This is a genomic window from Nocardia sp. NPDC049707 (assembly GCF_040674855.1).
Classification (GTDB): Bacteria; Actinomycetota; Actinomycetes; order Mycobacteriales; family Mycobacteriaceae; genus Nocardia.
The window spans coordinates 133,893-146,320 of the sequence record NZ_JBFANN010000014.1 but is presented as its reverse complement, the minus strand read 5'-3'; the positions used below and the strand labels follow the sequence as shown (position 1 = coordinate 146,320).

Below are 12,428 nucleotides of genomic sequence, written 5' to 3'. Positions count from 1 at the left end.
TCGAGCGACCTGCAAGCAGTCGCTAGCGGCGCCGTCGAGACTCGCGACTTCGTCGCATGCGCTTCGACGACTCGGACGCGAGACGGGCCGCGAACGGGTCGCTCGTAAGACAGAGAGTATGTGTGGGAGCCCCGCGGTAGTCGTCCTGACTCTTCGTAAGACTGACCTCGGTGTCTTGGGCGAGATCTGTCGGTCGGTCTGCCGCGGGGCTCTCGTGCACGCACCGGGCGCGGCGCCTGTGACTTCATAGGAGCCTGTTGCAGCAGACCCGTCTCTGTCATGTCCGTTCGTCCGGCTGGTGCGTGCCGCCCTGCCCACTTCGCTACGAGCACAGGACGGCGATGCTCTCCATTACACACGAACACGACCCGGTGATCGGCGAACACGACCCGGTGATCGAGGTCGCCGGTGGGGTCGACACCCACCTAGACACCCACACCGCGGCGGTGATCGACCTGATCGGCCGCGTACTGGGCACAGCGGTGTTCCCCGCCGACGCGACCGGTTATGCCGCGCTGCTGGCATGGATGCAACGGTTCGGGCGCTTGGTCCGCGTCGGTGTCGAAGGCACCGGCGCCTACGGTGCCGGACTGACTCGCCTGCTACGCGATCACGACGTGGACGTCGTGGAAGCCGATCGCCCTGATCGCAGAACTCGCCGATTCCAAGGCAAATCCGACCCGATCGATGCCATCCAAGCCGCGAGAACGGCTTTAGCCGAAAACCGCACCGCCACACCGAAACACCGCGACGGGCGCATCGAAGCCCTGCGCAACCTGCGCGTGGCCCGCCGCTCCGCGGTCGACCAGCGCGCCGACACCCAACGCCGCATCAAGGCCTTGATCGTCACCGCTCCCGACGAACTGCGTCAGCGACTACGCGGACTATCAGACACCGAACTCATCGGCACCTGCACGCGACTACGACCCGACCGGGCCGACGCGGCATCACCGGCCACCGCCACGAAGATCGCGCTGCGCTCGCTGGCTCGCCGCCACCAGCAACTCACCGTCGAGATCGGCGACCTCGACCAGTTACTGCACCCGCTCGTGGCCGCGATCAACCCGAACCTGATCGCCGCCAACGGTGTCGGCACCGACACCGCCGGCCAACTACTGGTCACCGCCGGGGAAAACCACGACCGGCTGCGTTCGGAGGCCGCGTTCGCCATGCTCTGCGGCGTCGCCCCGATCCCAGCCTCGTCCGGCAAAACCAACCGACACCGACTCAACCGCGGCGGTGACCGCAACGCCAACGCCGCCCTCTACCGCGTCGTGCTCTGCCGCCTGCGCTGGGACCCCCGCACCCGCGCCTACACCGAACGACGCACCAAACAAGGCATGTCCAAGAAAGAAATCATCCGATGCCTCAAACGCTACCTCGCCCGCGAGCTCTACCAACTCATCACCGAACCCACCACTTGACATCCATAGGAGCATCTCGCTCCGTTGTGGTCGCGGAGGGCGGGTCGTTCGGCGCCTGATGTGTACGCGCTGGGCGGTCGAGTTCTGTGCCTGCGGCGCATGTGCTTCGACGGCTCGGACGCGAGACGGGCCGCGGACGGGTCATTCGTAAGACTCGCTCGGTGGTGGTCGTTCGAGTGGGGAGTTCGGTGTCGGATCTGTGTTCGCCCAGTGGTGGAGATTGATGGGTGATGCATGCGTTTCGGTTGCTTGGGTGCGGGATGGGCTGTGAACGGTCGCTGGTGGGGCGTTCGGCACCTGATGCGCACGCCTCACCTGCGGTGCATGCGCTTCGACAGCTCGGATGCGAGATAGCCCCAGAGTTCCTGGCCCGCGGGACTCGTTCCATGGGTCGTTCGGCTCGGATGTGCGTCAGCGGCGGGGCTCGCGCCTGCGGGACGACTCGGCCGCGTTGCTGGCGGCCCTTGCGCGGACGCGAAATGGGTTGCCGACGTTGCTCGTAACACTCGCTTCGCCGGGGCTGGGGTGGGCGGCGGGGCTCGCGGACGCTGATCTGCCGATAATTAGCTACCCGTGAGTAGGTGGTGCGGCGCGCACCCGTTACGCTGCACGCATGCCGTATCTGGAACGTGAAGGGGATGTGTTCGTCGTCTATCTCGGGAACGAGGGGCAGACCGACAGCGAGAACCGATTCCATCCGGATTGGATCGATGCGTTCCACGGGCTGTTGGACCAGGTCGAGGCGTCCGAGGGGCCGGCTGCGCTGGTGACCACGGCGGCAGGGAAGTTCTACAGCAACGGGCTCGATACCGATTGGCTGTTCGGCAACCTGGACAAGATGCACGGGTACCTCGATCGTGTGCACAGCATCTACACCCGGCTGCTGACCTTCCCGTTGCCGACCGTCGCCGCCGTCAACGGGCACGCCTTCGGCGCGGGCGCGATGCTCGCCACCTCGCACGATTTCCGGGTGATGCGCGCCGATCGCGGCTTCTGGTGTCTGCCCGAGGTGCACCTCGGCATGCCGTTCACCGTTGGTATGAACGCGCTGCTCACCGAGCGCCTCGCCAACCAGGTCTGCGTTCAGGCCATGACCGCCGGACACCGCTTCGCCGCCGATGCGGCCATCACCGCCGGCATTGTCGATGCGAAGGCGGATGCCGATGTGTTGCTGAAGTCTGCGATCGAGCGTGCTGGCGCTCTCGCGGCAAATCGTAAGCCGAATCTGCCGGTGATCAAGCGGGCGCTGCATGCCAAGGCGCTCGCCGGGCTCGCGACCCCGACCACCCCGGAGAATCTGGCGTTCGCCCCCGGATAACCGCAACGTGATCAGAACTCTTGCGCCGTGCGGCGACATCGCCCCGGGGCGCGGGATGCGCCCGATCAACGGCGCAGTGCCAGACTGTGTGCCATGCCACCACCGCGCAGCGGGCACCCCGAATCACCTACGGACGACCACGTCGCGCACCCTCGTGCGGCGGCGGCCGCCGCGATCCTGGCCGCCGCACCCGAACTGATCGCGCTCTCGCATTCGATCCACGCCGAACCGGAGCTGGCGTTCGAGGAAACCCGCAGCGTCGCCAAGACCATCGCGCCGCTGGCCGAACGCGGTTTCACGATCGAGACCGGCATCGCCGAGCTGCCCACCGCATTCCGCGCGACCTATGGATCCGGCGAGCTCACGGTTGGTATCTGCGCCGAATACGACGCGCTGCCCGAGATCGGGCACGCCTGTGGGCACAACATCATCGCCGCATCCGCGGTCGGCGCCGGACTCGGCCTCGCCGAGGTGGCCGACGCCCTCGGCATCACCGTCGTCGTCTTCGGTACGCCCGCCGAGGAGAGCGGTGGCGGCAAGGTGCTGATGCTCGAGCGCGGCGTCTTCGACGATGTCGCGATGGCGATGATGGTGCACCCCGGCCCCATCGATATCGTCGACGCGCGCTCGCTGGCGCTGGCGGATCTGTCGGTGGTCTTCCACGGGCATGAGGCGCATGCCAGCGCAGCTCCGGAATTGGGCCGCAATGCGGGCGACGCGGTGACCGTCGCACAGGTTGCTCTCGGATTGCTGCGTCAGCATCTGCGACCCGGGCAGCAACTGCACGGTATAGTCAGCGACGGTGGTGTTGCCCCCAACATCGTTCCCGGACGTGCGGAACTGCTGTATTACCTACGCGCAGTGGACTCCGCATCCCTCGACGATCTGACGCGACGAGCGTCGGCTTGTTTCGAGGCGGGTGCGCTGGCGACCGGCTGCACTCACGAAATCCGGACGGTTGCGCCGACATATACCGAGCTGACGCCCGATTCGGGATTACTGTTTGCCTATCGCGAGCAGATCGTCGACTTGGGCCGGGTGCCGATCGCACCGGAACTAGAGGCGCAGCGACCGCTCGGGAGTACGGATATGGGCAACGTCACCAACGTCGTACCGGGCATACATCCGGTCATCGGCATAGACGCCGGTGGGGCGGTGACGCATCAGCCCGGTTTCGCCGCGGCGAGTGTCAACGCCTCGGCGGATCGTGCGGTAACCGACGGTGCGATCGCGCTCGCGCGTACCGCTATCGCCGTGGCCCGCGATCAAGTACACAGGGACAGGTTGTTGCAACGGCTCGTTCAACGACAGGAGGATATTCGGTGAGCATTACCGGCCGCTCCGCGGCGCACGCGACACGCAGCGGGGCGGCGACGCGCGTGACCATGGGGAGCCAGGGGAGCACCGCACCATCGGCTATCGCGGAAGTCGGACCGGATGCGGTCGATTCCTGGCTGGCCGAGCACACGGTCGATCTCATCCAGTGGCGCCGGCATATCCACGCGAACCCGGAGCTCTCCCGCACCGAATTCGCCACCACCGAGTTCGTCTCGGCCTGGCTGACCAAGGCGGGATTGACGCCGCAGAAGATGCCCAACGGCACCGGAGTGGTCTGTGACATCGGTCCGGTGGACGCACCGCGCATCGGATTGCGCGCCGATATGGACGCGCTCCCACTGCAGGAATTCACCGGACTCAGCTTCGCCTCGACCGTCCCTGGCGTCTCGCACGCCTGTGGTCACGACGCGCACACCACGATCCTGCTCGGCACCGCGCTCGCGCTGGCCGATCAGGAGCTGCCGGTGGGCGTCCGATTCGTCTTCCAGCCCGCCGAAGAGGTGATGCCTGGCGGTGCCATCGATATGGTCGCCGCGGGCGCGATGGAAGGTGTCGACCGGATCTTCGCACTGCACTGCGATCCGCGCCTAGAGGTCGGTCGGGTCGGTATCCGGGTCGGTGCGATCACCTCGGCCGCCGACACCATCGAATTGGTCCTCGATTCGCCGGGCGGGCACACCTCGCGTCCGCATCTGACCAGTGATCTGGTCTACGCCATCGGCACCGTGATCACCGGCCTGCCCGGTCTACTCAGCCGCCGCATCGACCCGCGCACCAGCACGGTGATGGTCTGGGGCGCGGTCAGCGCGGGTAAGGCGCCCAATGCGATTCCGCAGACCGGCATGCTCACCGGAACCGTCCGCACCGGTGACCACGCGACCTGGTCGCTGCTGGAGCCGATGGTGCGCGAGATCGTGGACGGCCTGCTCGCCCCGACCGGGGTCCGCTACCAGTTGAACTACCGGCGCGGCGTGCCGCCGGTGGTCAATGACGAGCAGTCGACCAGGATGTTCGAAGACGCGATCCGCGCGCTCGGCCCGGATGCGCTCGCTGACACGGTGCAGTCCAGTGGCGGTGAGGATTTCTCCTGGTACCTGGAGGAGGTGCCGGGTGCGATGGCACGCCTCGGGGTCTGGGCCGGACACGGCGAACAGTTGGATCTGCACCAGCCGACCTTCGATATCGACGAGCGCGCGCTGGCCGTCGGTGTCCGGCTGCTCAGCAATATCGTGTTGAACGCGAGCTGACGAAGTCAGGGAAGCGGCCGACCTCGATCGGGTCGGTCGCTTCCGCATCTGTTCAGCTACCGAAGAATCCGGGTCCGACGTTCTTGCTGTTGCGGGTGCGCAGGGCGTGCACGTATTCCGCTGGCGCGCCGGCCTTTTCGGCCGCATCGGCCATTACGCCGATATAGCGCGCCGACGGGAGCCCGCCCTCGTACGCATCGAGTACATACAGCCAGGCCAGGATGGGTTCGGAACCGCTGCCCGCACTCGGCGTCACGCGCAGCCGGATCTTGCGGTGGATACCGAAATCGGAACCCTCCCAGCGGTCCAGGCGCTGCTCGTCCTCGGGGGATACGTCGTAGAGCACCACGAATACTCGTGAGCCCGGCTCCTCGACGACGGTGGCCAGCGGGCCCTCCCAGCCGATGTCGTCGCCGCTGAAGGTGAGGCGCCAGCCCTCTAACCAGCCCGTTCCGTACATGGGGGAGTGCGGACAGCGCTCGAGCATCTGGGACGAGTCCATGTTGGACCCGTAGGCGGCGTAGATCGGCACGACGCAAGGGTATCCAATAACCTGCGCGCATCGTCTCTATCCCGCCGAGATGAGCGTGTGTTCGCCAGCTAACGTTGTGTACCGGCACCGGAGATCCCGGTCGAACAGCTCCAGCGGAGGTATCCATGACCCGCATAGCGATCATCGGTGGCGGACCGGCCGGTTATGAAGCGGCCCTGGTGGCGGCTCAACACGGGGCCACGGTCACCCTGATCGATAGCGACGGCATCGGTGGGGCGTGCGTGCTGTGGGACTGTGTGCCGTCGAAGACCTTCATCGCCTCCACCGGCGTGCGCACCGACCTGCGCCGCGCCCGTGACCTGGGCATTACCCTCGACCCGAGCCAGGCCCAGATCGAACTGGGCGAGGTGAACGCGCGTGTGAAGGCGCTGGCGTTGGCGCAATCCTCCGATATCCGATCCAAGGTGCAGGCCGCGGGCGTGACAGTGCTGACCGGACGCGGACAGCTCAGCGATCGGGCCACCGGGTTGGCCGCGCACCGGGTGCGCGCGCTGTTGGCCGATGGCACCGAGGAGTCCGTCGAGGCCGAAGTCGTGTTGATCGCCACTGGTGCGAGCCCGCGCGTGTTGCCCGGCGCCGAGCCCGATGGCGAGCGCATCCTGAACTGGCGTCAGCTCTACGACCTGGAGGAACTCCCGGAGACCCTGGTCGTGGTCGGCTCCGGTGTGACCGGTGCCGAATTCGTCTCCGCGTACACCGAAATGGGTGTGCGGGTGAAGTTGGTCTCGAGCCGCGACCGGGTGCTGCCCAGTGAGGACGCCGATGCCGCGCTCGTGCTCGAGGACGCGCTCGCCGAACGCGGTGTCGAACTGGTCAAGCACGCCCGCGCCGATGCGGTCGAGCGCACCGCCGAGGGCATTGTGGTCAAGCTCTCGGACGGCCGCACGGTCACGGGTACGCATGCGTTGATGACTGTCGGCTCGATCCCCAATACCAACGACGTCGGCCTGGAGCGAGTCGGCATCGAAGTCGACCGCGGCGGCTACCTGCGGGTGGACCGGGTGTCGCGCACCTCGGTGCCCGGCATCTACGCGGCGGGCGACTGCACCGGTCTGCTGCCGTTGGCCTCGGTGGCCGCCATGCAGGGCCGCATCGCGATGTATCACGCGCTGGGTGAGGGCGTCAGCCCGATCCGGTTGAAGACGGTCGCCTCGGCGGTATTCACCCGTCCGGAGATCGCGACCGTCGGCGTGAGCCAGACCGCCATCGATAACGGCGAGGTGCCCGCGCGCACGGTGATGCTGCCGCTGAATACCAACCCGCGAGCCAAGATGTCGGGTCTGCGCAGGGGTTTCGTCAAGATCTTCTGTCGGCCCGCGACCGGTGTTGTCATCGGCGGTGTGGTCGTCGCACCGATCGCCTCGGAACTCATCCTGCCGATCGCGCTCGCGGTGCAGAACAATCTGACCGTCAGCGATCTCGCCCAGACCTTTTCGGTGTACCCGTCGCTCACGGGCTCGGTCACCGAGGCGGCCCGCCTGCTGATGCGTCACGACGACCTGGATTAACCGGGGTCGAATTCGGCCGCCCCGAGACTTATTGTCTTGTGGCGGTTTTCACCGCATTGCCAGCCCGGCGCGCATGTGGTTCACTTCCCGCAGAGATGCGATCGGCGGGCGATCGCGAGGGTTCTGTGTGGGGGGATCGATCCTTTCCATCGGGAACGGCGAACGGCCGCTTGGTCGTTCGGCGGTCTTCGTTCGTGGACCAAGCGTCTCACCAGGGATAACTGCGTGTGACCCACTCGGTCGCACACGGGAAGGGATTGCGAAAAGTGAAACATCGTAAGCCGAGTCGGGCGCAGCGAGCGATGGCGAGCACATCGTTGCCACTTGCTACCGCGGCGGCCGTGGCGACGCTCTTCGCTGCGCCGGCGGGGGCAGTTCCGAATCAGCCGAGTACACCGACCACTCCGGCGCCCGCGCCCGCCGATCCCGGCACCACTGCGCCGACGGATCAGAGCCAGCCGGAGACCACGAAGCCGGAGCTGGGCCAGCCGGAGACCACCAAGCCGGAGCCGGGCCAACCGGAGACCACCAAGCCGGAGCCGGGTCAGCCGCAGACCAAACCGTCGCCGACGCCGAGCCAGCCGGGTGTCACCACGCCGGATCCGAACCAGATCATGCCGAATCCGCCCAAGGATCCGAAGCTGGCCCAGCCGACCCAGCCGGGTGTCACCACCCCGCGCGTCGCGCCGCTGCCGGTTCCGGGCCAGACCGGTCCGGCGCTGCCGGCCGTCGTGCCGGAGACGGCCCCCGGCGCGGAGGCTCCGAAGCTCGCGCAGCCCGGGACCACCGCGCCAGGGGCGAACACCCCGAGCGTCCGGACCCCGCAGCAGCCGGACAACGACACGCTGGTGCAGCAGCCGCGCTGGGCGGCCCCCCGCTTCCAGCAGGCCCCCGCCGCGCCGGTCGTCGAGATGGACGGGCCGCACCAGGAGGTCGGCGCCAATATCGACGGTGGCTCGCTGGCACCCGGCTATGTGGCCAACACCCACCACTTCAACAATGCTTCCGGCTACGTCGGCACCATCGGCTACCACACCCCGACCGGTCAGGGCGAAGCCGGTGTGTCGGTCGAATACATCACTGCCAACAGCGTCAAGGTGACCTCCTACACCGGTGGTGAGGGTCTGGCCGACAACAAGACCGAGGTCATCATCGACACCACCCAGGCCAATCTGGCCAAGGCGGCTGTCGAGCACTGGATTCGGGAACAGCCGGGCGGCGCGGCTGCCCTCGAGGCCGCTGCGCAAGTTAAACTTCCGGTGCCGTCAGGCGAACTGGCTCCGCAGACGGTCACCGTTGCCGGTGTCACGACCCAGTGGGGTGGGTCACTCCAGTACTGACACGAGCTGATTCGACGGGTGGGGCGGTCGTTCGCGACCGCCCCACACGTGTGTCCTGGGGAAAGGATTTGGTGTGGGCTCCGAGGGTGATGGCAGGGACAACGAATCCGACCAGTCGGGGTCGGGATTCGGACCCCCGTTGGACGATTTCGGCCCGCCGGTTTCCGATTTCGGCCCGCCGGTCGGCGAATTCGGCCCGCCGACGGGTGGGCAGGGTCGACCGCAGTGGTCGGTGCCCGAACCTGCTGCCGATCATCCCGAGCTGATCTGGCGTCCCGCCGATGAACCGGCGACGGTGCCGCCGCCACCCCCGCAGTACCGTGCGCCGGATACCACGGTGTTCGGCGATGCGCCACCGCCACCGCCACCGCCACCGCCACCGCCACCACCGCCGCCGCCGCAGCAGCGACCGGAGCCACCGCGACGCCCCGAGCCGCCGGTCGAGCCGGATCCCACCGAGGCCACTGTCCGGCCTGCGACGCCGGCTGCGGGCCAGCGCGATACCTGGTGGAACAGCCCCACCGAATCCGGTGGGGTACCGAAGCCGCCGTCCGAGCCATCGGGCCTGTCCTGGGCTGACGATCCGATCGCGACGCGCCTTGCGCCGAAGCTGATCTCCGACACCATTACCGCGACCCCACGGCGCGGTTCGCGCGGCCGGTGGATCGTCCTCGGTGTGCTCGCCGCGATGGTGGTGGTCCTCGCGCTGGTGGTGACCTTCGTCGCGGTCCGCCGCGACGACAACAGCAGTCAGACGGCGGCGCCGCCCGCACCGCCGAGCACCTCCGCCGCGCTGAGCTGCCCGGCCAAAAAGGACGGTAAGACGACCGTCGGCAATGGCAGCGGGAGCACCAGCAGCGGTCCCGAGGCGATCCTTGGTTTCCAGTACGCCTTCTATATGGAACGCAGCGGTGAGCGCGCCCGGATGTTCGTCGCCGACGACGCGCTGAATGTGTCCACCGCGGCGATCATCCAGGGGGGCATCGACGACGAAATCCCCATCGGCACCATGCACTGCCTGCGGATCTTCGAAATGACCCCAGGGACTTACGAGGTCGACCTGCAGGAGTTGCGGCCCGACGGGAAAGACCGGCTCTACAAGCAGACCATCACCACAGTCGTGCGTGAAGGCAGGCACGTGCTGTATTCGATCAACGAGCGCCAGTAGTCTCAAAGACTGGGATGCGGCGAGTGCATGTCGGCGACCCTTATGCCGCTCGCGGGCAAGCTCGGTGGCCTGCGCAGTTCTGGCGGTTCGTGACCTGCTGAAACTCATCGCGCGGGCTGAGGTGATCGGCTTGGCGGTCGGCGACCGTGTGCGCTGTGCCGAGACCACCGGCGGATATTCGCCTGGGTCGTTTTCACCGGCGGCACCGACACTGAAACTCCTGCTACCCGATGCGCTCGAGGTGGGGTCCGCCTACGTGCCCGGCTCGGTGTTCGCCGTCGACGGCGGCTACCGGCACTCGATGCGCCTGTGCTTCACCACTTCCGACGTCGCCAATGCCGCGGCGGTGGACCGATTGGTCCGTGCTGCGCGGCAGCAGTGATCGGGTCTGATACATCTCCCCTTCGTCGCCGGTCGCTGGGCCCGCTCTGGAGGCTGCGGCGGTCCCAGCTGAGGGTAGTCGTGGTGGAACGAGTGGCCGATTCGGGTGCGCCGCGGCTGTGGGGGTGCGCGGACTGCGCGTCCCGGCGGCCGCAGGCTACGGATCAGCCGTCGTTTACGCCCGGCTGCAGGTAGTTCGTGACCTGCCACACGTACCCTCCGCCGGAGCGAGCGCAGGCAAGAATTGCTTTGCGCTGGACTCCGCTGCCTACGTCTACATAAACTTTTTCGGTTGCTCCGGGGATCGTGCACTTCTCACCGGGCTGGCTGGCGTGTGCCGACGGCGCGACGAAGGCCAAGATGCCGGTGGTCAATGCGCCGACAGCAAGAGCAGATGCGGTGCGTCTCATTACTTTTCGTTCCTTCGGTCGGACGATTCTTACGGGGATATAGACGGCGATGATGCGCAGGCCGTTCCGTTGCGTGATGCAGATCACTCTCGAGGTCATGCTGTGTGCCCCTCAGGGAACGGCCGTCGACCGGCGGCTCCGGCGCATGCCCGGCGGAGATTGTGTCGACGGCCGAGGTCATCCAGCAGGCCATCAATGAACAGATTCCGGCCGGCACCACGCATTGCCTGCGGATTGCCGAAGGGCCGGCGACACCTTCGAGGTGGATCTGACCGATCATCGCCCTGACGGCACGACCAATGTCTACCGGCAGACCGTCATCACGGTGGTCCGGGACGGCAAGACGGTGATCTTCGCGATCCGGGAGCGCGTCTGAGTTCTCGGATCATGGGATGAATATTTCGCAATTTGGTAGTGGTGTGAGACAGTGGTGTTTCGGGTACCGTGGCGTCCCCACTGCGGTGTGAGCAACCCGGAGGCGGTGGCGGAGCGTAACCACGCCAGGGACCCACGAACGCCGCCATCGAATCGGAGGTTTTCCATGTCGCCGACCCATCCACCGCTCGCGGCCAAGCTGAGTGGACTGAAGAGTTCGGCGATTCGTGATCTGCTCGAGCTGACCGCGCGCGACGAGGTGATCAGCCTCGCGGGCGGTTTGCCGGATGCGGAGTTGATGCCGCGGGAACGGCTCGCCGCGGCGGCCGATGCCGCGCTGCGTGGTTCCGCCGTATTGCAGTACACCGGGTCGCGCGGATGGCTGCCACTGCGCGATGTGCTGCGGCAGCGGGAGTCGGCGAAGCTCCGCCGCTCGGTGGGGCTCGACGAGGTGTTCGTGACTCATGGTTCGCAGCAGGCGCTTTCGCTGCTCGCCGAGGTGCTGCTGGATCCGGGCGCGCTGGTCGTCGTCGAGGATCCGGCGTATGTCGGTGCGCTGCAAGTGTTCCGGGCGGCCGGGGCACGAATTGTCGCGGTGCCGTTGGATGCCGAGGGCATGCGGCTGGATGTGCTGAGAGAACTGCTGGCACGCGGTGAGCGGCCTGCGATCGTGCACACGGTCAGCAATTTCCACAATCCGGGTGGCGTCACCATGAGTCCCGTGCGTCGTCGTGAGTTGGCCGAACTCGCCGATACCCACGGATTCTGGGTGATCGAGGACGATCCGTACGGTGAACTCTGGTTCGACCGGCCTTCGCCCGATCCCATCGCGACCTACTCCCGCAACGTGATTCGGCTCTCCAGTGCCTCGAAGATCCTCGCCCCCGCGCTGCGGGTCGGCTGGATGGTGGCGCAGGAGCCGATCTGTCGCGCGGTCGAATTGCTGAAACAGGGTGCGGACCTGTGCGGTTCGGCGCTGACCCACCAGATCACCGCCGACGTGCTCACCGACGAAACCTGGCTGACTGGCCATATCGACACTGTTCGCACCGCATACGGCGACCGCGCCAAGGCCCTCGTACACGCCGTGCGCACTCGCTTCGGTGACCGCGTCACCTGCACCGATGCCGCCGGTGGCATGTTTGTGTGGGCCGATTTCACCGACGGCACCGACACCGATCGGCTGCTGCCCCGAGCCCTCGAGCAGGGCGTCGCCTTCGTCCCCGGGTCAGCCTTCGCCGTCGCCACCGACTACAGCCACTCGATGCGCATGTGCTTCACCACTTCGGATGCGGCGACGTTGGAAGCGGCCGTGGACCGGATGGCCAGGGCTGCCGAGCAGCTCTGAGCTACTGCGCTGGTGCGC

The 12,428-nt window shown here is 67.1% G+C and carries 11 protein-coding genes; 9 read left to right on the top strand and 2 right to left on the bottom strand.

Annotated features, from left to right (window positions below; all coding sequences use genetic code 11):
* The first annotated feature begins 341 nt into the window (after window positions 1–341).
* The 4 genes from AB0J29_RS15890 to AB0J29_RS15875 all read left to right on the top strand — a co-directional run bounded on the left by AB0J29_RS15890 (window position 342) and on the right by AB0J29_RS15875 (window position 5,327).
* A complete protein-coding gene (locus AB0J29_RS15890; RefSeq protein ID WP_364785606.1) occupies window positions 342–1,424 on the top strand; it encodes an IS110 family transposase in 1,083 nt (360 codons plus the stop codon).
* Between the two features lie 613 nt (window positions 1,425–2,037).
* Window positions 2,038–2,742: an enoyl-CoA hydratase-related protein gene (locus AB0J29_RS15885; RefSeq protein WP_364785603.1), complete on the top strand. Its 705-nt coding sequence runs from the start codon at window positions 2,038–2,040 to the stop codon at window positions 2,740–2,742.
* A gap of 93 nt (window positions 2,743–2,835) precedes the next feature.
* Entirely contained in the window at window positions 2,836–4,068 is a 1,233-nt protein-coding gene (locus tag AB0J29_RS15880; protein WP_364785600.1) for a M20 family metallopeptidase, read from the top strand.
* Between the two features lie 59 nt (window positions 4,069–4,127).
* Window positions 4,128–5,327 (top strand): M20 family metallopeptidase, encoded by a 1,200-nt coding sequence (locus AB0J29_RS15875; protein WP_364785627.1) that lies wholly within the window; start codon window positions 4,128–4,130, stop codon window positions 5,325–5,327.
* 52 nt (window positions 5,328–5,379) lie between these two features.
* On the opposite strand, the gene AB0J29_RS15870 is transcribed toward AB0J29_RS15875, so the two are convergent.
* Window positions 5,380–5,859, bottom strand: a complete 480-nt coding sequence (locus AB0J29_RS15870; RefSeq protein ID WP_364507981.1) for a gamma-glutamylcyclotransferase — start codon at window positions 5,857–5,859, stop codon at window positions 5,380–5,382.
* Window positions 5,860–5,984: 125 nt separating this feature from the next.
* Here AB0J29_RS15870 and AB0J29_RS15865 point away from each other — a divergent pair, with 125 nt between their 5' ends.
* The 4 genes from AB0J29_RS15865 to AB0J29_RS15850 all read left to right on the top strand — a co-directional run bounded on the left by AB0J29_RS15865 (window position 5,985) and on the right by AB0J29_RS15850 (window position 10,278).
* Window positions 5,985–7,388 carry an NAD(P)H-quinone dehydrogenase gene (locus AB0J29_RS15865; RefSeq protein ID WP_364785597.1) on the top strand — a complete coding sequence of 468 codons (1,404 nt, stop codon included), beginning with the start codon at window positions 5,985–5,987 and terminating at the stop codon, window positions 7,386–7,388.
* A 302-nt stretch (window positions 7,389–7,690) separates the two neighbouring features.
* A complete protein-coding gene (locus AB0J29_RS15860; protein WP_364785594.1) occupies window positions 7,691–8,728 on the top strand; it encodes a hypothetical protein in 1,038 nt (345 codons plus the stop codon).
* Between the two features lie 73 nt (window positions 8,729–8,801).
* Complete coding sequence (locus AB0J29_RS15855; RefSeq protein ID WP_364785591.1) at window positions 8,802–9,896, top strand: hypothetical protein; 1,095 nt, start codon at window positions 8,802–8,804, stop codon at window positions 9,894–9,896.
* Window positions 9,897–9,960: 64 nt separating this feature from the next.
* Complete coding sequence (locus AB0J29_RS15850; protein ID WP_364785588.1) at window positions 9,961–10,278, top strand: hypothetical protein; 318 nt, start codon at window positions 9,961–9,963, stop codon at window positions 10,276–10,278.
* A 163-nt stretch (window positions 10,279–10,441) separates the two neighbouring features.
* On the opposite strand, the gene AB0J29_RS15845 is transcribed toward AB0J29_RS15850, so the two are convergent.
* The gene (locus AB0J29_RS15845) at window positions 10,442–10,786 is read right to left on the bottom strand and encodes a hypothetical protein (RefSeq protein ID WP_364785585.1); all 345 of its coding nucleotides are present in this window, start codon (window positions 10,784–10,786) and stop codon (window positions 10,442–10,444) included.
* A 442-nt stretch (window positions 10,787–11,228) separates the two neighbouring features.
* On the opposite strand from AB0J29_RS15845, the gene AB0J29_RS15840 reads away from it, so the two are divergent.
* Complete coding sequence (locus AB0J29_RS15840; protein WP_364785582.1) at window positions 11,229–12,410, top strand: PLP-dependent aminotransferase family protein; 1,182 nt, start codon at window positions 11,229–11,231, stop codon at window positions 12,408–12,410.
* Window positions 12,411–12,428: the final 18 nt, after the last annotated feature.

Bases quoted from the DNA above. Each gene is read 5' to 3' on its own strand.
- AB0J29_RS15860 (WP_364785594.1), top strand. From the start codon at position 7,691: ATGGCGAGCACATCGTTGCCACTTGCTACCGCGGCGGCCGTGGCGACG.
- AB0J29_RS15890 (WP_364785606.1), top strand. From the start codon at position 342: ATGCTCTCCATTACACACGAACACGACCCGGTGATCGGCGAACACGAC.
- AB0J29_RS15840 (WP_364785582.1), top strand. From the start codon at position 11,229: ATGTCGCCGACCCATCCACCGCTCGCGGCCAAGCTGAGTGGACTGAAG.
- AB0J29_RS15845 (WP_364785585.1), bottom strand. From the start codon at position 10,786: ATGACCTCGAGAGTGATCTGCATCACGCAACGGAACGGCCTGCGCATC.
- AB0J29_RS15875 (WP_364785627.1), top strand. From the start codon at position 4,128: ATGGGGAGCCAGGGGAGCACCGCACCATCGGCTATCGCGGAAGTCGGA.
- AB0J29_RS15880 (WP_364785600.1), top strand. From the start codon at position 2,836: ATGCCACCACCGCGCAGCGGGCACCCCGAATCACCTACGGACGACCAC.
- AB0J29_RS15865 (WP_364785597.1), top strand. From the start codon at position 5,985: ATGACCCGCATAGCGATCATCGGTGGCGGACCGGCCGGTTATGAAGCG.
- AB0J29_RS15885 (WP_364785603.1), top strand. From the start codon at position 2,038: ATGCCGTATCTGGAACGTGAAGGGGATGTGTTCGTCGTCTATCTCGGG.